Genomic DNA, 17,938 nt, shown 5'->3' with positions numbered 1-17,938 from the left:
TGAACCTGGTTTTTCCGACCCCATATAGCCGGCAAGACATGGCGAGCCTGGCTCGCACGACAGAAATCGTGGAGGAGAAACCCAATGGCTGACGAACAGCTGGATGAGAAGAACCTGAATTCCGAAGAAGCAGGCGCCGCGAATGCCGATGCCCGTGTCCTGGAGCTCGAGGAGCAGCTGGCCGCCGCCAAGGACCAGTCCCTGCGCGCCGCTGCCGACCTGCAGAACATCCGCCGCCGTGCCGAGCAGGATGTCGAGAAGGCCCACAAGTTCGCCCTGGAGAAGTTCGCCGGCGACCTGCTGCCGATCATCGACAGCCTGGAGCGTGGTCTGGAGCTGTCCAGCGCCGACGACGAGACCATCAAGCCGATGCGCGAAGGCATCGAGCTGACCCTGAAGATGTTCCAGGACACTCTCAAACGCTACAACCTCGAGACCATCGAGCCGCACGGCCAGCCATTCAACGCCGAGCACCACCAGGCGATGGCCATGCAGGAAAGTGCTGATGTCGAGCCGAACAGCGTGCTGAACGTGTTCCAGAAGGGCTACCTGCTCAATGGCCGCCTGCTGCGCCCCGCCATGGTGGTGGTCAGCAAGGCGCCGAGCGCCCCGCAGCCTTCGATCAACGAAAAGGCTTGAAATCTTTTCGGACACCCCCATCTAGGTGTCAAGCCTTCAAGTATTAGCGCAGTTGGCCAAAGCAGTCGCTGCTACCAAATTCAAGTTTCGGGAGAATCAACATGGGTAAAATCATCGGTATCGACCTGGGGACCACCAACTCCTGCGTCTCCGTGCTGGAAAACGGCACTGCCAAGGTCATCGAGAACGCCGAAGGCGCGCGCACCACGCCTTCGATCATCGCCTACGCCAACGACGGCGAGATCCTGGTTGGCCAGTCGGCCAAGCGTCAGGCGGTCACCAACCCGCACAACACCCTGTTCGCGGTGAAACGTCTGATCGGCCGCCGCTTCGAAGAAGATGTCGTACAGAAAGACATCAAGCTGGTGCCTTACAAGATCGTCAAGGCCAACAATGGTGACGCCTGGGTCGAGGCTGCCGACAAGCAGATGGCTCCGCCGCAGATCAGCGCCGAAGTCCTGAAGAAAATGAAGAAGACCGCCGAAGACTACCTGGGCGAGCCGGTCACCGAAGCGGTCATCACCGTGCCGGCCTACTTCAACGACAGCCAGCGCCAGGCGACCAAAGACGCCGGCCGCATCGCTGGCCTGGACGTAAAACGCATCATCAACGAGCCGACCGCCGCCGCGCTGGCCTACGGCATGGACAAGGGCAAGGGCGACCATACCGTCATCGTCTATGACCTGGGTGGTGGTACCTTCGACGTATCGGTCATCGAAATCGCCGAAGTCGACGGTGAGCACCAGTTCGAAGTGCTGGCCACCAACGGTGACACCTTCCTGGGTGGCGAAGACTTCGACATGCGCCTGATCGACTACCTTGTCGACGAGTTCAAGAAAGAGTCCGGCATGGACCTGAAGAACGATCCCCTGGCCCTGCAGCGCCTGAAAGAAGCCGCTGAAAAGGCCAAGATCGAGCTGTCCTCGGCTCAGTCGACCGACGTCAACCTGCCGTACATCACTGCAGACGCAACCGGTCCGAAGCACCTGAACGTGAAGATCTCCCGCGCCAAGCTGGAGTCGCTGGTCGAAGACCTGGTCAACCGTACCATCGAGCCATGCCGCATCGCCCTGAAGGACGCCGGCATTGATGCCAGCAAGATCGACGACGTAATCCTGGTCGGTGGCCAGACCCGTATGCCGATGGTGCAGAAAGCCGTTGCCGACTTCTTTGGTAAAGAAGCGCGCAAGGACGTCAACCCGGACGAAGCCGTTGCCATGGGTGCCGCCATCCAGGGTGCCGTTCTGGCCGGTGACGTGAAGGACGTGCTGCTGCTGGACGTCAGCCCGCTGACCCTGGGTATCGAAACCATGGGTGGCGTGATGACCGCGCTGATCGAGAAGAACACCACCATCCCGACCAAGAAGTCGCAGGTGTTCTCGACCGCCGACGACAACCAGGGCGCCGTGACCATCCACGTGCTGCAGGGCGAGCGCAAGCAAGCTTCGCAGAACAAGTCGCTGGGCAAGTTCGACCTGGCTGACATCCCGCCGGCTCCACGCGGCGTGCCGCAGATCGAAGTGACCTTCGACATCGACGCCAACGGCATCCTGCACGTCGGTGCGAAGGACAAGGCTACCGGCAAGGCGCAGTCGATCGTGATCAAGGCCAACTCCGGTCTGTCCGACGAAGAAATCGAGAAAATGGTGCGTGACGCCGAGGCCAACGCCGAGGAAGACCGCAAGTTCGAAGAGCTGGCCGCCGCCCGTAACCAGGGTGATGCGCTGGTCCACTCGACCCGCAAGATGGTCACTGAAGCCGGTGACAAGGTCACCGCCGAAGAGAAGACTGCCATCGAGGCCGCCGTGGTTGCCCTGGAGGCCGCCGTCAAGGGCGACGACAAGGCAGCCATCGACGCCAAGGTCGAGGAGCTGTCCAAGGTTTCGGCCCCTGTTGCCCAGAAGATGTACGCCGAGCAACAGGCCGAGCAACCGCAGGGCGGCGCCCAGCAGGCCGAACCGGAAGCCAAGCACGACGACGTGGTTGACGCCGAGTTCGAAGAAGTAAAAGACAACAACAAGCAGTAAGTCCTGCATGTTGTCGCCCAGTTCACCGTCGTTTGCCGGTGAGCTGGTAGGATGTCGCCGCGCGGGGGCTTGCTCCCGCGTTGGCGTGTCTGGAACACGAGAATTATTTACAGCATCTGTCTGGGCGCATTCGCGTATGGCGGCAGGTGCTGACGGCATGGCGCACCGATGCGCAGAGGTATGCCGAACGCCCCCAAGAGTGCAAATGACCTATGGCAAAGCGTGATTTTTATGAAGTCCTGGGTGTCGAGCGTGGCGCCAGTGAAGGTGATCTGAAGAAGGCCTACCGCCGTCTGGCGATGAAGTACCACCCTGACCGCAACCCGGGTGATAAAGAGTCGGAAGACCTGTTCAAGGAAGCCAACGAGGCCTACGAAGTGCTGTCGGATGCCAGCAAGCGTGCGGCGTACGACCAGTACGGCCACGCCGGCGTCGACCCGAGCATGGGTGGCGGCGGTGCCGGTTTCGGTGGTGCCAACTTCTCCGATATCTTCGGTGATGTCTTCAGTGATTTCTTCGGCGGTGGCCGTGGTGGTGGTCGTGGCGGCGCCCAGCGTGGCAGTGACCTGCGCTACACCCTCGAGCTCAATCTCGAGGAGGCGGTGCGCGGTACCACGGTCAATATCCGCGTCCCTACGCTGGTCAACTGCAAGCCGTGCGACGGCTCCGGCGCCAAGAAGGGCTCGACCCCGTCGACCTGCCCGACCTGTGGCGGTATCGGTCAGGTGCGCATGCAGCAGGGCTTCTTCGCGGTGCAGCAGACGTGCCCGCGCTGCCATGGCCAGGGCAAGATCATCACCGACCCTTGCGGCTCGTGCCACGGCGAAGGTCGTGTCGAGGAATACAAGACCCTGTCGGTCAAGGTGCCGGCTGGCGTCGATACCGGCGATCGCATCCGCCTGTCCGGCGAAGGCGAGGCGGGTGCCCATGGCGGTCCGACCGGTGACCTGTATGTGGTCGTCAATGTGCGCGAGCACCCGATCTTCCAGCGCGACGGCAAGCACCTCTACTGCGAAGTACCGATCAGCTATACCGACGCCGCCCTGGGTGGCGAGCTGGAAGTGCCGACCCTCGATGGTCGCGTGAAGCTGAAAATTCCCGAAGGCACCCAGACCGGCAAGCAGTTCCGCTTGCGTGGCAAGGGTGTGGCGCCGGTGCGCGGTGGTGCGGCAGGCGACCTGCTGTGCCGCGTGGCGGTGGAAACGCCGGTCAACCTCAGCCGTCGCCAGCGCGAACTGCTCGAAGAGCTGCGTGACTCGCTCGAGGGCGACAGCTCCCATTCGCCCAAGGCCAGTGGCTGGTTCGAGGGTATGAAGCGCTTCTTCGGCGATCTCTGAGAAGGAACAGGCTATGCGACGTATTGCGGTAATGGGCGCGGCGGGGCGGATGGGCAAGACCCTCGTCGAGGCCGTGCAGCAGCAGGCGCCCCTGACGGGCCTGACGGCGGCGATCGATCGCCCGGACAGCTCGCTGGTCGGGGCTGATGCCGGTGAGCTGGCGGCCCTGGGGCGTATCGGCGTGCCGATCTGTGATGACCTGGCCAAGGTTGCTGACGAGTTCGATGTGCTGATCGACTTCACGCATCCTTCGGTGACCCTGAAGAACCTGGCGTTCTGTCGCAAGGCGGGCAAGGCCATGGTTATCGGCACCACCGGTTTCACGCCGGAAGAGAAAGAGCTGCTGGCAGAGGCGGGCAAGGAGATCCCGATCGTCTTCGCCGCGAACTTCAGCGTGGGTGTGAACCTCAGTCTCAAGCTGTTGGACATGGCGGCCCGGGTGCTGGGCGATGATGTGGATATCGAGATCATCGAGGCCCATCACCGGCACAAGGTCGACGCGCCGTCGGGGACCGCGCTGCGCATGGGTGAAGTGGTTGCCAATGCGTTGGGGCGCGACCTGCAGGAAGTGGCGGTTTATGGTCGTGAAGGCCAGACCGGTGCTCGTGATCGCAAGACCATTGGTTTCGCCACCGTGCGTGCCGGTGATGTGGTCGGTGATCACACCGTGCTGTTCGCCGCCGAAGGCGAGCGCCTGGAGATCACCCACAAGGCCTCCAGCCGCATGACGTTCGCCAAGGGCGCCGTGCGCGCTGCGCTGTGGCTGGAAGGGCGTGAGCCTGGCCTGTACGACATGCAGGACGTGCTCGAGCTGCGTTGATGCCGCGGGGCTGCCTGGCAGCCCCTTGTCGCATCCAAGTGTTTTAGAGACACATCTACGGTAGACCGAAAACGCACTTTTCTGTAAGCTACAGCTTTAGTGTGTCCACTAAAAGCGCGCAGCGAATTGAATTCAGCACTTAAAAGCGGGGTGACGTGTCCATACGTCACTCCGCTTTTTTGCAACCTGCGATCGCCCTTTCATGCTTGATTTACGGGAGGTCTTCTTGACAAAGCCAGCCATACTCGCCCTTGCCGACGGCAGTATTTTTCGCGGTGAAGCCATTGGTGCCGACGGTCAGACCGTTGGCGAGGTGGTATTCAACACCGCTATGACCGGCTACCAGGAAATCCTTACAGACCCTTCCTACTCGCAGCAAATCGTCACCCTGACCTACCCGCACATCGGCAATACCGGCACTACCCCGGAAGACGCCGAATCCAACCGCGTCTGGTCCGCTGGCCTGGTCATCCGCGACCTGCCGCTGCTGGCCAGCAACTGGCGCAATACCCAGTCGCTGCCTGAGTACCTCAAGGCCAACAACGTTGTCGCCATCGCCGGCATCGATACCCGCCGCCTGACCCGTATCCTGCGTGAAAAGGGCGCCCAGAACGGCTGCATCCTCGCCGGTGACAACATCACCGAAGAGCAGGCGATCGCCGCTGCCCGTGCCTTCCCGGGCCTGAAGGGCATGGACCTGGCCAAGGTCGTTTCCACCAAGGAGCGCTACGAGTGGCGTTCCAGCGTGTGGGAGCTGAAGACCGACAGCCACCCGACCATCGATGCTGCCGACCTGCCGTACCACGTGGTTGCCTTCGACTACGGCGTCAAGCTGAACATCCTGCGCATGTTGGTCGCGCGTGGTTGCCGCGTCACCGTGGTGCCTGCCCAGACCCCGGCCAGCGAAGTGCTCGCGCTCAACCCCGATGGTGTGTTCCTGTCCAACGGCCCTGGTGATCCGGAGCCATGCGACTACGCCATCCAGGCGATCAAGGAAATCCTCGAGACCGAGATTCCGGTCTTCGGTATCTGCCTCGGCCACCAACTGCTGGCCCTGGCCTCCGGTGCCAAGACCGTGAAGATGGGCCACGGCCACCACGGTGCCAACCACCCGGTCCAGGACCTGGATACCGGTGTGGTCATGATCACCAGCCAGAACCACGGCTTTGCCGTCGACGAAGCCACCCTGCCAGGCAATGTTCGCGCCATCCACAAGTCGCTGTTCGACGGCACCCTGCAGGGTATCGAGCGCACCGACAAATGCGCGTTCAGCTTCCAGGGCCACCCTGAAGCGAGCCCGGGCCCGACCGACGTCGCGCCACTGTTCGATCGTTTCACCGATGCCATGGCCAAGCGCCGCTGAGCATCCTGCTTCAAGGCCCCGGGCCGGCTTGTGCCGTGCCCGGAAGCGCCTGACCCAGATTGTTCAAAGCGGCTTGCCGACTGACCCCGGATTTGAGTGACCACCATGCCAAAACGTACAGACATCAAAAGCATCCTGATTCTCGGCGCTGGCCCGATCGTGATCGGCCAGGCCTGTGAGTTCGACTATTCCGGCGCCCAGGCCTGCAAGGCCCTGCGCGAGGAAGGTTTCCGCGTCATCCTGGTGAACTCCAACCCAGCCACCATCATGACCGACCCGGCCATGGCCGACGCCACCTACATCGAGCCGATCAAATGGCAATCGGTGGCCAAGATCATCGAGAAAGAGCGCCCGGACGCCGTCCTGCCGACCATGGGCGGCCAGACCGCGCTGAACTGCGCCCTGGACCTGGAGCGCCATGGCGTTCTGGAAAAGTTCGGCGTGGAAATGATCGGCGCCAACGCCGACACCATCGACAAGGCCGAAGACCGCTCGCGCTTCGACAAGGCCATGAAGGACATCGGCCTTGAGTGCCCGCGCTCGGGTATCGCACACAGCATGGAAGAGGCCAATGCGGTCCTCGAGAAGCTCGGCTTCCCATGCATCATCCGCCCGTCCTTCACCATGGGCGGCACCGGTGGCGGTATTGCCTACAACCGTGAAGAGTTCGAAGAAATCTGCACCCGTGGTCTGGACCTGTCGCCGACCAAGGAACTGCTGATCGACGAATCGCTGATCGGCTGGAAGGAATACGAGATGGAGGTGGTCCGCGACAAGAAGGACAACTGCATCATCGTCTGCTCCATCGAAAACTTCGACCCGATGGGCGTGCACACCGGTGACTCGATCACCGTGGCTCCGGCACAGACCCTGACCGACAAGGAATACCAGATCATGCGCAACGCCTCGCTGGCGGTGCTGCGTGAAATCGGTGTCGAGACCGGCGGTTCCAACGTGCAGTTCGGCATCTGCCCGAACACCGGCCGCATGGTTGTGATCGAGATGAACCCGCGTGTTTCGCGTTCGTCCGCCCTGGCCTCCAAGGCCACCGGCTTCCCGATCGCCAAGATCGCCGCCAAGCTGGCCATCGGCTACACCCTCGACGAACTGCAGAACGACATCACCGGTGGCCGTACCCCGGCGTCCTTCGAGCCGTCGATCGACTACGTCGTTACCAAGCTGCCGCGCTTTGCCTTCGAGAAATTCCCCAAGGCCGACGCCCGCCTGACCACCCAGATGAAATCTGTCGGTGAAGTCATGGCCATCGGCCGTACCTTCCAGGAATCCCTGCAGAAAGCCTTGCGTGGCCTGGAAGTCGGCGCCTGCGGCCTCGACCCGAAAGTCGACCTGGCCAGCCCGGAAGCCGCCAGTATCCTCAAGCGCGAACTGACCGTGCCGGGTGCCGAGCGTATCTGGTACGTGGCCGACGCCATGCGTTCGGGCATGACCATCGAGGAAATCTTCCAGCTGACCGGCATCGACCTGTGGTTCCTGGTGCAGATGGAAGACCTGATCAAGGAAGAAGAGAAGGTCAAGACCCTGGCCCTGTCGGCGATCGACAAGGACTACATGCTGCGCCTCAAGCGCAAGGGCTTCTCGGACCAGCGCCTGGCCAAGCTGCTCGGCATCACCGACAAGAACCTGCGCCGTCACCGCCACAAGCTGGAAGTGTTCCCGGTGTACAAGCGCGTCGACACCTGCGCCGCCGAGTTCGCCACCGACACCGCCTACCTGTACTCGACCTACGAGGAAGAGTGCGAGGCCAACCCGTCGACCCGCGACAAGATCATGATCCTGGGCGGTGGCCCGAACCGTATCGGCCAAGGCATCGAGTTCGACTACTGCTGCGTGCACGCCGCGCTGGCACTGCGTGAAGACGGTTACGAGACCATCATGGTCAACTGCAACCCGGAAACCGTTTCCACCGACTACGACACCTCCGACCGTCTGTACTTCGAGCCGCTGACCCTGGAAGACGTGCTGGAAGTCTGCCGCGTCGAGAAGCCGAAGGGCGTCATCGTCCACTATGGCGGCCAGACCCCGCTGAAACTGGCCCGTGCCCTGGAAGAAGCCGGCGTGCCAATCATCGGCACCAGTCCGGACGCCATCGACCGCGCCGAAGACCGCGAGCGTTTCCAGCAGATGGTTCAGCGCCTGAACCTGCTGCAGCCGCCAAACGCCACCGTGCGCAGCGAAGATGAAGCCATCAAGGCGGCCGGCACTATCGGCTACCCGCTGGTGGTGCGCCCGTCCTACGTACTGGGCGGCCGTGCGATGGAGATCGTCTACGAACTGGACGAGCTCAAGCGCTACCTGCGTGAAGCGGTGCAAGTGTCCAACGACAGCCCGGTGCTGCTTGACCACTTCCTCAACTGCGCCATCGAGATGGACGTGGATGCGGTCTGCGACGGTACCGACGTGGTGATCGGCGCGATCATGCAGCACATCGAGCAGGCCGGCGTTCACTCCGGTGACTCGGCGTGCTCGCTGCCACCTTACTCGCTGAGCAAGGAAGTGCAGGACGAAGTCCGCGTACAGGTCAAGAAAATGGCCCTGGAGCTGGGCGTGGTCGGCCTGATGAACGTGCAGTTGGCCCTGCAGGGCGACAAGATCTACGTGATCGAGGTCAACCCGCGCGCCTCGCGTACCGTGCCGTTCGTGTCCAAGTGCATCGGCACCTCGCTGGCGATGATCGCCGCGCGCGTCATGGCTGGCAAAACCCTGAAAGAACTGGGCTTCACCCAGGAAATCATCCCGAACTTCTACAGCGTCAAGGAAGCCGTCTTCCCGTTCGCCAAGTTCCCGGGGGTTGACCCGATCCTCGGCCCTGAGATGAAATCCACCGGTGAAGTCATGGGTGTCGGCGACAGCTTCGGTGAAGCCTTCGCCAAGGCCCAGATGGGCGCCAGCGAAGTGCTGCCGACCGGCGGTACCGCGTTCATCAGCGTGCGTGACGACGACAAGCCACAAGTGGCTGGGGTTGCTCGCGACCTGATCGCCCTGGGCTTCGAAGTGGTTGCAACTGCAGGCACCGCCAAGGTTATCGAAGCGGCCGGCCTGAAAGTACGCCGTGTGAACAAGGTGACCGAGGGTCGCCCGCACGTGGTCGACATGATCAAGAACGACGAAGTGTCGCTGATCATCAACACCACCGAAGGCCGCCAGTCGATTGCCGACTCCTACTCGATTCGTCGCAATGCGCTGCAGCACAAGATTTACTGCACCACCACCATTGCGGCCGGTGAAGCCATCTGCGAGGCGCTGAAATTCGGTCCGGAAAAGACCGTTCGTCGCCTGCAGGATCTGCATGCAGGACTCAAAGCATGAGCATTACCAAGTATCCGATGACCGTCCAGGGCGCTCGCGCCCTGGAAGAAGAGCATCTGTTCCTGAGCAAGACCGAGCGTCCGCGCCTGAGCCAGGCAATCGGCGAAGCTCGCGAGCTGGGCGACCTCAAGGAAAACGCCGAATACCATGCCGCCCGTGAGGAGCAGGGCATGGTCGAGGCGCGTATCCGCGATATCGAAGGCCGCCTGCAGAACTCGGTGGTGATCGACGTCACCACCATCGCCCACACCGGCAAGGTGATTTTCGGCACCACCGTGGTGCTGGCGAACACCGAGACCGATGAAGAGGTGACCTACCAGATCGTCGGCGAGGACGAGGCCGACGTGAAGCAGGGCAAGCTCTCCAGCGGTGCGCCGATCGCCCGTGCCATCATCGGCAAGGAAGAAGGTGATACTGTCGTCGTCAAGACGCCAAGTGGCACGGTCGAGTACGAGATTGTCGAAGTCAAGCACATCTGACCGGCGCCTGCGGGCGCCATCCCTCGAGGGGATCCTCTGGCAGCTGGCCCAGGTTTTCTGGGTCGGTGGCTTGTGGGTGTTCCACGTGGGGTTGGTGCCGGCGCTCAAGGTCAGTGGCCTTGCGCCATTGCTGGTGCAGGATATTGCCGTGCAGATCGACCGTTGGTTGATCGGCGTGGCGCTGCTCGGGCTGTTGACCCAGCTGGCGGTATTGGCGAGGGTGGATGGCCTGGCGGCCTGGTGGCGGCAGTTCCGTGGGCAGATGCTGCTGCTTGGCTTTGCTGCCTGTCTCAGCTACTACACCCTGCGCTACGGGATCTCCGTGGGTGAGCGCTGGCAGATGTTCTGCTTTTTGGTGCTGGGCTTCTCCGGCATCGTGCTGGTGGCCCAGCCGGTTCCGGTCAGGGCGCGCTAGGCGCGCCACTGATCGGCGCCACCGTTACTTGAAGCGGTGGATGTTGGACAGCTGCTTGTTCGGCTGTGGGTTCTTGCGGTAGATCAGCGCCTTCTTGCCGATGGTCTGCACCAGCTCGGCGCGGCCGACCTTGCACAGTTCGGCGATCGCAGCGGCGCGCTCTTCACGGTCTTCCGAACGGATTTCGACCTTGATCAGCTCGTGATCGGCCAGGGCGCGCTCCAGTTCGGCGGCGACGCCTTCGTTCACACCGTTGCCAGCAACGATCAGGACCGGCTTCAGGTCATGACCAATGGACTTGTATTGCTTCTTCTGCTCGTTATTGAGCGGCATAATCTGACCCTTTTCGTCTGATTCTGTAAAATTGACGGGCATTTTACCCGAGGGCCCCTGGCTCCGCCCAGTCAAACACGACGCATATCATCGAGGTGCCCCGTGGTACAACGTTCCAAAAGCAGCGCAAACTGGCTGCGAGAGCATTTCAACGATCCTTTTGTGAAACAGGCGCAGAAGGATGGCTACCGCTCGCGTGCGAGCTACAAACTGCTGGAGATCCAGGAAAAAGACCGCCTGATCCGCCCCGGCATGAGCGTGATCGACCTCGGCGCAGCGCCAGGGGGCTGGTCGCAGGTGACCAGTCGTCTGATTGGTGGCCAAGGGCGATTGATCGCCTCGGACATCCTGGAAATGGACTCGATCCCGGACGTTACCTTCATCCAGGGCGACTTTACCCAGGACGAAGTGCTGCAGCAGATCCTGCAGGCGGTCGGTGATTCGCACGTAGACCTTGTGATTTCCGATATGGCCCCCAATATGAGTGGTACGCCCGCGGTGGACATGCCGCGCGCCATGTTCCTCTGCGAACTGGCCCTGGATCTGGCGACCCGCGTGCTCAAGCCCGGCGGGGATTTCCTGATCAAGATCTTCCAGGGCGAGGGTTTCGACATGTACCTGAAGGACGTGCGCAGCAAGTTCGACAAGGTGCAGATGCGCAAGCCGTCGTCCTCGCGGGATCGTTCCCGCGAACAGTACCTGTTGGGCAAGGGTTTCAAGGGAGCGTGAAAGGCGTGCTGCGGGGTTGCCGATAGTTATTTCCAATCGGCGGCTCCGTCTGGATCGTCCGAACTTCGTGTAGTCTAGCTTTCACAAAGGGTTACAGACGGTGCCTGCGGATGCGTGGGTAATGTAGTAAGTTAGGGCGATGAATATCATGCGAGGCACGGCTGCGTCGTGCGCCGGCCTCAGAGGGTAGCGAATTGAACGACATGGCAAAGAATCTGATCCTCTGGTTGATCATCGCTGCCGTCCTGGTGACGGTGATGAACAACTTCTCGAGCCCTAACGAGCCGCAGACCCTCAACTATTCCGACTTCATCCAGCAGGTCAAGGATGGCAAGGTCGAGCGCGTGACCGTCGACGGCTACATCATTACCGGCAAGCGCACCGACGGCGACAACTTCAAGACCGTCCGCCCAGCCATCACCGATAACGGCCTGATCGGCGACCTGGTCGATAACCACGTCACCGTCGAAGGCAAGCAGCCTGAGCAGCAGAGCATCTGGACGCAACTGTTGGTCGCCAGCTTCCCGATTCTGGTGATCATCGCCGTGTTCATGTTCTTCATGCGCCAGATGCAGGGCGGTGCCGGTGGTAAAGGCGGCCCGATGAGCTTCGGCAAGAGCAAGGCGCGTCTGCTGTCCGAAGACCAGGTCAAGACTACCCTGGCTGACGTCGCCGGTTGCGACGAGGCCAAGGAAGAAGTTGGCGAACTGGTCGAGTTCCTGCGTGACCCTGGCAAGTTCCAGCGCCTGGGTGGCCGCATCCCCCGCGGTGTGCTGATGGTCGGCCCGCCCGGTACCGGTAAGACCCTGCTGGCCAAGGCCATCGCCGGCGAAGCCAAGGTGCCGTTCTTCACCATTTCCGGTTCCGACTTCGTCGAGATGTTCGTCGGCGTGGGCGCCAGCCGCGTGCGCGACATGTTCGAGCAGGCCAAGAAGCACGCACCATGCATCATCTTCATCGACGAGATCGACGCCGTCGGCCGCCACCGTGGCGCCGGCATGGGCGGCGGTCACGACGAGCGTGAGCAGACCCTGAACCAGTTGCTGGTCGAAATGGATGGCTTCGAGATGAACGATGGCATCATCGTCATCGCCGCCACCAACCGCCCTGACGTGCTCGACCCGGCGCTGCTGCGCCCGGGCCGCTTCGACCGCCAGGTGGTGGTCGGCCTGCCGGACATCCGTGGTCGTGAGCAGATCCTCAAAGTGCACATGCGCAAGGTGCCAATCGGCGAGAACGTCAACGCGGCGGTCATCGCCCGCGGTACCCCTGGCTTCTCCGGTGCCGACCTGGCCAACCTGGTCAACGAGGCGTCGCTGTTCGCTGCCCGTTCCAGCAAGCGCGTGGTCGAGATGAAGGAGTTCGAGCTGGCCAAGGACAAGATCATGATGGGCGCCGAGCGCAAGACCATGGTCATGTCCGAGAAAGAGAAGCAGAACACCGCTTACCACGAAGCTGGTCACGCCATCGTCGGCCGTGTCGTCCCCGAGCATGATCCGGTGTACAAGGTGTCGATCATTCCGCGTGGTCGTGCCCTGGGTGTGACCATGTTCCTGCCGGAAGAAGACCGTTACAGCCTGTCCAAGCGTGCGCTGATCAGCCAGATCTGCTCGCTTTACGGCGGTCGTATCGCTGAAGAGATGACCCTGGGCTTCGACGGTGTGACCACTGGCGCCTCCAACGACATCATGCGTGCGAGCCAGATTGCCCGGAACATGGTCACCAAGTGGGGCCTGTCCGAAAAACTCGGGCCGCTGATGTACGCCGAAGAAGAGGGCGAGGTGTTCCTCGGCCGCAGCGCGGGTAGCCAGCATGCCAGCGTTTCCGGCGAGACGGCGAAGATGATCGACTCCGAAGTGCGCAGCATCATCGACCAGTGCTATGCCACGGCCAAGCAGATTCTCACCGACAATCGCGACAAGCTCGACGCCATGGCCGAGGCATTGATGAAGTACGAAACCATCGATGCCGACCAGATCGACGACATCATGGCTGGCCGCACTCCGCGTGAGCCACGTGACTGGGACAACGATGCCGGGACCTCTGGCAAGCAGGCTTCCCAGGATGATCGTCCGGAGTCGCCGATCGGCGGTCCAGCGGCTCAACACTAAGGGCATCTATGAGCTCTAAGCAGTACCCGGCCCGGTTGCCTTGTGGCAACCGGGTTCTTGATTTGTCCCGTACCCATGTCATGGGTATTCTCAACGTCACCCCAGACTCGTTCTCCGATGGTGGGCGCTTCAATCAGCGCGACGAGGCCCTGCGTCATGCTGAAGCCATGGTTTCAGCGGGTGCTACGCTGATCGATGTCGGAGGCGAGTCCACCCGGCCTGGTGCGCGAGCGGTATCCCCGCTCGAGGAGTTGGAACGCGTCGCGCCGATCGTCGAAGCGATCAACAGCCGGCTCGACGTGGTCATCTCGGTCGATACCTCCACGCCTGCGGTCATGCGCGAATCCGCGCGCCTCGGCGCTGGCTTGATCAACGATGTGCGCGCCCTGGAGCGCGACGGTGCGCTGGATGCGGCGGCGGATACCGGCTTGCCGGTGTGTCTCATGCACATGCGCGGCGAGCCGGGCAACATGCAGGACAATCCGCAGTATGAAGATGTGACAGCCGATGTTACGCGCTATCTTGAACAGCGTATGGCCGCCTGCGCGGCGGCTGGCATCGGGGCTGAACGCATCCTCCTCGACCCGGGGTTCGGCTTTGCCAAGACCCTCGAGCACAACCTCAGCCTTTTCAAACACATGGAAGCGCTCTATCGCCTCGGGAGGCCGCTTCTGGTGGGCGTCTCGCGCAAGAGCATGATCGGCCTTGCGCTGGGTCGCCCCGTTGGTGAGCGCCTGTACGGTAGCCTGGCGCTGGCGGCATTGGCCATGACCAAGGGTGCGAGCATCCTGCGGGTGCATGACGTGGCGGAAACCGTCGACGTGGTGCGCATGATCGCGGCCGTGCAGAACGCCGAATAAGAACATTGGAGTCACTATGAGCAGAAAATACTTTGGTACCGATGGTATCCGTGGTCGCGTTGGCCAATTCCCCATCACCCCGGACTTCATGCTGAAACTCGGCTGGGCGGCGGGCATGGCCTTCCGCAAGCAGGGAAATTGCCGAGTGCTGGTCGGCAAGGACACGCGTATCTCGGGTTACATGTTCGAGTCCGCGCTGGAGGCCGGCCTGTCTGCGGCCGGCGCCGATGTGATGCTGCTCGGGCCGATGCCGACGCCTGCCATCGCTTACCTGACGCGCACTTTCCATGCTGAAGCGGGTATCGTCATCAGCGCCTCGCACAATCCGCATGATGACAACGGCATCAAGTTTTTCTCCGGCGCCGGTACCAAGCTGCCGGATGAAGTCGAGCTGATGATCGAGGAGCTGCTCGACCAGCCGATGACCGTTGTCGAGTCCAGCAAGCTGGGCAAGGTTTCGCGTATCAACGACGCGGCGGGGCGCTATATCGAGTTCTGCAAGAGCAGCGTGCCCAGTAGCACCAGCTTCGATGGCCTCAAGATCGTGGTGGACTGCGCGCACGGCGCCACCTACAAGGTCGCGCCGAGCGTGTTCCGTGAGCTCGGTGCCGAAGTCACGGTACTGCACGCAGCGCCAGATGGCCTGAACATCAACGAGGGCTGTGGTTCGACCCATATCGAGTCGCTGCAGGCCGCGGTGCTGGTCGGGCATGCGGACATCGGCATCGCCTTCGACGGCGACGGTGACCGTGTGCTGATGGTCGACCACACCGGCACTATCGTCGACGGCGACGAGTTGCTGTTCATCATTGGCCGCGACTTGCAGGAGCGCGGCAAGCTGCAAGGCGGCGTGGTCGGTACGTTGATGAGCAACCTGGGCCTGGAATTGGCGTTCAAGGAGCTTGATATTCCGTTCGTGCGCGCCAAGGTGGGTGATCGCTACGTGATGGCCGAGCTGCTCGAGCGCGAATGGCTGCTGGGTGGCGAAAATTCCGGGCATGTCGTCTGCGGTAGCCACACCACCACGGGAGACGCGATCATCGCCGCGCTGCAGGTGCTGATGGCGCTCAAGCGCCGAGGCGAGAACCTTGCCCAGGCACGCCAGGCGGTGCGCAAATGCCCTCAGGTGCTGATCAACGTGCGTTTCGCCGCGGGCAAGAGCGATCCCTTGGAAAACCCTTTGGTCAAGGAGGCCAGCGCCAAGGCGACCGAGGCCATGGCGGGTCGCGGCCGTGTGCTGCTGCGCAAGTCGGGTACCGAGCCGTTGGTGCGGGTGATGGTAGAGGGTGACGACGAAACCCAGGTGCGCGGCCATGCCGAAGCCCTGGCCAAACTCGTTGAAGAAGTTTGTGCCTGAAAGAGGCTTGCCAGCGCAGATCGGGTTGGGTAAGATCTGCGCCCACTTTGACCGACGAGGTAAAGCATGCGTCGCCCCATGGTAGCTGGTAACTGGAAGATGCACGGTACCCGCGCCAGCGTCGCTGAGCTGACTCAGGGGTTGGGCAAAATGCTCATTCCCGACGGTATCGAAGTCGCGGTGTTTCCACCGGCCCTGTTCATCAATGAAGTTGTTGATGGGCTGAAAGGCAAGGGGATCATCGTTGGAGCACAGAATTCTGCGGTACAGCCCGAGCAGGGCGCACTGACCGGTGAAGTTGCACCGAGTCAGTTGTCAGAAGTCGGTTGCAAGTTGGTGTTGATCGGCCATTCGGAGCGTCGCCAGATTATCGGCGAAAGTGACGAAGTGCTGAATCAAAAGTTTGCAGCCGCACAGAAAAGTGGTTTGACGCCAGTGCTCTGTGTAGGGGAAACTCTCGCCGAGCGTGAGGCAGGCAAGACGCTCGAAGTTGTAGGGCGTCAACTAAGCAGTGTAATCGACACGTTCGGTATCACCGCTTTTGCCAATGCAGTAATTGCCTATGAGCCTGTATGGGCCATTGGTACAGGTTTGACGGCCTCGCCCCAGCAAGCGCAGGATGTGCATGCAGCCATCCGCAAGCAGTTGGCGGAAAAGGACGCCGAAGTTGCCCGCAAGGTGCAGCTTCTCTACGGCGGCAGCGTGAAGGCGGCTAATGCGGCCGAACTGTTCGGCATGCCGGATATCGATGGGGGGCTCATTGGTGGAGCGTCCCTGAATGCAGACGAATTCGGTGCAATTTGTCGCGCCGCAGGAAACTGAAAAATGCTGGAAACAGTCGTAGTTGTTTTTCATCTGTTGGCAGCACTGTCACTGGTAGTCATGGTGTTGTTGCAGCAGGGTAAAGGTGCGGAAGCAGGTGCATCTTTCGGCGCAGGTGCTTCAAATACTGTGTTCGGAAGCCAAGGTTCCGCTACCTTTTTGAGTAAAGTTACTGCTATACTTGCCGCCACTTTCTTTTTGACTGCACTTGGGTTAGGATACTTCGCCAAGCAGCAGGCTCACCAGCTGACTCAAGCTGGTCTGCCAGATCCAGCAGTGCTGGAAGTCAAAGAGCAAAAGCCGGCAGTCAATGATGATGTACCGGTGCTCCAGCAGCAGAAGAGTGAAACCACCAACTCTGGTGATGTACCTCCTCCAGCCAAAGAGCAGCAGTAACGGGTTTCAAATGTAGTATTGCCGAGGTGGTGGAATTGGTAGACACGCAACCTTGAGGTGGTTGTGCCCATAGGGTGTAGGGGTTCGAGTCCCCTTCTCGGTACCAATTGAAGCATGAGAGCCCGCTTTAGCGGGCTTTCTTGCAGGTGGAGGTCGGATTGACCCAGCAAAGGGTTCAGTCTTATACTTTCGCCCCAGCTTTGTCGCGGGGTGGAGCAGCTTGGTAGCTCGTCGGGCTCATAACCCGAAGGTCGTTGGTTCAAATCCAGCCCCCGCAACCAGCTTCAGCAGAGCCCCTTTTCAGGGGCTTTTTGCTAGCCGAACAGTTTTGGCGTCGTTGTCCAACGGCGCTTTCAGGGATGGGCGCTTCGCCCATTTTTTATTTGCACAGCATGCACGAGGGGGTTCAGGTGTCGAGCAAGCTAGAACAGTTGCAGGCCTTGTTGGCCCCGGTTGTCGAGGGCCTGGGCTACCAATGCTGGGGGATCGAATACGTCTCCCAAGGCAAGCATTCGGTACTGCGTATCTATATCGACAAGGAAGGCGGCATCCTGGTGGAAGACTGCGAAGCCGTCAGCCGTCAGGCCAGCGCCATCCTCGATGTGGAAGATCCGATCAGCTCTGAATATACCCTCGAGGTGTCCTCTCCAGGCATGGACCGCCCGCCTGTTCACCTTAGAACAGTTTGCAGCGCATGCCGGCGAGCAGGTGAAGATCAAGCTGCGTACGCCCTTCGAGGGCCGTCGTAACTTCCAGGGCCTTCTCCGCGGTGTGGAGGAACAGGATGTGGTGGTGCAGGTAGACCAGCACGAGTTCCTGTTGCCGATCGACTCGATCGACAAGGCCAATATTATTCCCAGTTTTGACTGAGACGTGCCGGGCCCGGCGGATGTTCCGGGGCCAATGGCTTGCGCAAGGCGAGG

General features: G+C 61.4%; 15 protein-coding genes, 2 tRNA genes and 1 pseudogene. 17 read left to right on the top strand and 1 reads right to left on the bottom strand.

Features of this window, described 5'->3' with window-relative positions:
* Positions 1 to 84 precede the first annotated feature (84 nt).
* The 8 genes from grpE (at position 85) to ACZ9C1_RS15380 (ending at position 10,407) form a co-directional block, all read left to right on the top strand.
* On the top strand, positions 85 to 639 hold the full coding sequence (gene grpE / locus ACZ9C1_RS15415; RefSeq protein ID WP_050706997.1) for a nucleotide exchange factor GrpE: 555 nt from the start codon (positions 85 to 87) through the stop codon (positions 637 to 639).
* Between the two features lie 101 nt (positions 640 to 740).
* The gene (gene dnaK, locus ACZ9C1_RS15410) at positions 741 to 2,666 is read left to right on the top strand and encodes a molecular chaperone DnaK (RefSeq protein ID WP_102683185.1); all 1,926 of its coding nucleotides are present in this window, start codon (positions 741 to 743) and stop codon (positions 2,664 to 2,666) included.
* A gap of 212 nt (positions 2,667 to 2,878) precedes the next feature.
* The gene (gene dnaJ, locus ACZ9C1_RS15405) at positions 2,879 to 4,003 is read left to right on the top strand and encodes a molecular chaperone DnaJ (protein ID WP_102683186.1); all 1,125 of its coding nucleotides are present in this window, start codon (positions 2,879 to 2,881) and stop codon (positions 4,001 to 4,003) included.
* Positions 4,004 to 4,016: 13 nt separating this feature from the next.
* Entirely contained in the window at positions 4,017 to 4,823 is an 807-nt protein-coding gene (gene dapB / locus ACZ9C1_RS15400) for a 4-hydroxy-tetrahydrodipicolinate reductase (RefSeq protein ID WP_102683187.1), read from the top strand.
* A 226-nt stretch (positions 4,824 to 5,049) separates the two neighbouring features.
* On the top strand, positions 5,050 to 6,186 hold the full coding sequence (gene carA, locus ACZ9C1_RS15395) for a glutamine-hydrolyzing carbamoyl-phosphate synthase small subunit (RefSeq protein WP_102683188.1): 1,137 nt from the start codon (positions 5,050 to 5,052) through the stop codon (positions 6,184 to 6,186).
* A 105-nt stretch (positions 6,187 to 6,291) separates the two neighbouring features.
* The gene (gene carB / locus ACZ9C1_RS15390; protein ID WP_031314636.1) at positions 6,292 to 9,513 is read left to right on the top strand and encodes a carbamoyl-phosphate synthase large subunit; all 3,222 of its coding nucleotides are present in this window, start codon (positions 6,292 to 6,294) and stop codon (positions 9,511 to 9,513) included.
* Complete coding sequence (greA, locus tag ACZ9C1_RS15385) at positions 9,510 to 9,992, top strand: transcription elongation factor GreA (RefSeq protein ID WP_011532131.1); 483 nt, start codon at positions 9,510 to 9,512, stop codon at positions 9,990 to 9,992. The genes carB and greA overlap by 4 nt, the downstream gene beginning before the upstream one ends.
* Positions 9,970 to 10,407, top strand: coding sequence for an MFS transporter (locus ACZ9C1_RS15380; protein WP_102683190.1), 438 nt, complete (start codon positions 9,970 to 9,972; stop codon positions 10,405 to 10,407). Before greA ends, ACZ9C1_RS15380 begins: the two co-directional genes overlap by 23 nt.
* 24 nt (positions 10,408 to 10,431) lie before the next feature.
* On the opposite strand, the gene ACZ9C1_RS15375 is transcribed toward ACZ9C1_RS15380, so the two are convergent.
* Complete coding sequence (locus ACZ9C1_RS15375) at positions 10,432 to 10,740, bottom strand: YhbY family RNA-binding protein (RefSeq protein ID WP_027595032.1); 309 nt, start codon at positions 10,738 to 10,740, stop codon at positions 10,432 to 10,434.
* Positions 10,741 to 10,842: 102 nt separating this feature from the next.
* On the opposite strand from ACZ9C1_RS15375, the gene rlmE reads away from it, so the two are divergent.
* The 9 genes and pseudogenes from rlmE (at position 10,843) to rimP (ending at position 17,885) form a co-directional block, all read left to right on the top strand.
* The gene (gene rlmE, locus ACZ9C1_RS15370) at positions 10,843 to 11,469 is read left to right on the top strand and encodes a 23S rRNA (uridine(2552)-2'-O)-methyltransferase RlmE (RefSeq protein ID WP_011532133.1); all 627 of its coding nucleotides are present in this window, start codon (positions 10,843 to 10,845) and stop codon (positions 11,467 to 11,469) included.
* Between the two features lie 203 nt (positions 11,470 to 11,672).
* A complete protein-coding gene (gene ftsH, locus ACZ9C1_RS15365; protein WP_038706866.1) occupies positions 11,673 to 13,580 on the top strand; it encodes an ATP-dependent zinc metalloprotease FtsH in 1,908 nt (635 codons plus the stop codon).
* A gap of 8 nt (positions 13,581 to 13,588) precedes the next feature.
* Positions 13,589 to 14,440, top strand: a complete 852-nt coding sequence (gene folP / locus ACZ9C1_RS15360; protein WP_139673717.1) for a dihydropteroate synthase — start codon at positions 13,589 to 13,591, stop codon at positions 14,438 to 14,440.
* Between the two features lie 16 nt (positions 14,441 to 14,456).
* Positions 14,457 to 15,797, top strand: a complete 1,341-nt coding sequence (glmM, locus tag ACZ9C1_RS15355) for a phosphoglucosamine mutase (RefSeq protein ID WP_110701750.1) — start codon at positions 14,457 to 14,459, stop codon at positions 15,795 to 15,797.
* A 66-nt stretch (positions 15,798 to 15,863) separates the two neighbouring features.
* Positions 15,864 to 16,619 carry a triose-phosphate isomerase gene (gene tpiA, locus ACZ9C1_RS15350; RefSeq protein ID WP_277502144.1) on the top strand — a complete coding sequence of 252 codons (756 nt, stop codon included), beginning with the start codon at positions 15,864 to 15,866 and terminating at the stop codon, positions 16,617 to 16,619.
* A 3-nt stretch (positions 16,620 to 16,622) separates the two neighbouring features.
* Complete coding sequence (gene secG, locus ACZ9C1_RS15345; RefSeq protein ID WP_046854066.1) at positions 16,623 to 17,015, top strand: preprotein translocase subunit SecG; 393 nt, start codon at positions 16,623 to 16,625, stop codon at positions 17,013 to 17,015.
* Between the two features lie 20 nt (positions 17,016 to 17,035).
* Positions 17,036 to 17,121: transfer RNA gene (locus ACZ9C1_RS15340), tRNA-Leu, on the top strand.
* 98 nt (positions 17,122 to 17,219) lie between these two features.
* A tRNA-Met gene (locus ACZ9C1_RS15335) sits at positions 17,220 to 17,296 on the top strand.
* Positions 17,297 to 17,425: 129 nt separating this feature from the next.
* Positions 17,426 to 17,885, top strand: a pseudogene (rimP, locus tag ACZ9C1_RS15330) (ribosome maturation factor RimP).
* Positions 17,886 to 17,938: the final 53 nt, after the last annotated feature.

The organism is Pseudomonas sp. TE21435 (assembly GCF_056279265.1).
Note: the sequence above shows the minus strand (reverse complement) of the source record. Positions and strands in the feature narration are given on the sequence as shown.

What these genes read in the sequence shown, in the direction of transcription:
- dnaK (WP_102683185.1), top strand. Translation starts at nt 741, where the DNA reads ATGGGTAAAATCATCGGTATCGACCTGGGGACCACCAACTCCTGCGTC.
- grpE (WP_050706997.1), top strand. Translation starts at nt 85, where the DNA reads ATGGCTGACGAACAGCTGGATGAGAAGAACCTGAATTCCGAAGAAGCA.
- secG (WP_046854066.1), top strand. Translation starts at nt 16,623, where the DNA reads ATGCTGGAAACAGTCGTAGTTGTTTTTCATCTGTTGGCAGCACTGTCA.
- dapB (WP_102683187.1), top strand. Translation starts at nt 4,017, where the DNA reads ATGCGACGTATTGCGGTAATGGGCGCGGCGGGGCGGATGGGCAAGACC.
- dnaJ (WP_102683186.1), top strand. Translation starts at nt 2,879, where the DNA reads ATGGCAAAGCGTGATTTTTATGAAGTCCTGGGTGTCGAGCGTGGCGCC.
- greA (WP_011532131.1), top strand. Translation starts at nt 9,510, where the DNA reads ATGAGCATTACCAAGTATCCGATGACCGTCCAGGGCGCTCGCGCCCTG.
- folP (WP_139673717.1), top strand. Translation starts at nt 13,589, where the DNA reads ATGAGCTCTAAGCAGTACCCGGCCCGGTTGCCTTGTGGCAACCGGGTT.
- ACZ9C1_RS15375 (WP_027595032.1), bottom strand. Translation starts at nt 10,740, where the DNA reads ATGCCGCTCAATAACGAGCAGAAGAAGCAATACAAGTCCATTGGTCAT.
- ftsH (WP_038706866.1), top strand. Translation starts at nt 11,673, where the DNA reads ATGGCAAAGAATCTGATCCTCTGGTTGATCATCGCTGCCGTCCTGGTG.
- tpiA (WP_277502144.1), top strand. Translation starts at nt 15,864, where the DNA reads ATGCGTCGCCCCATGGTAGCTGGTAACTGGAAGATGCACGGTACCCGC.
- carB (WP_031314636.1), top strand. Translation starts at nt 6,292, where the DNA reads ATGCCAAAACGTACAGACATCAAAAGCATCCTGATTCTCGGCGCTGGC.
- glmM (WP_110701750.1), top strand. Translation starts at nt 14,457, where the DNA reads ATGAGCAGAAAATACTTTGGTACCGATGGTATCCGTGGTCGCGTTGGC.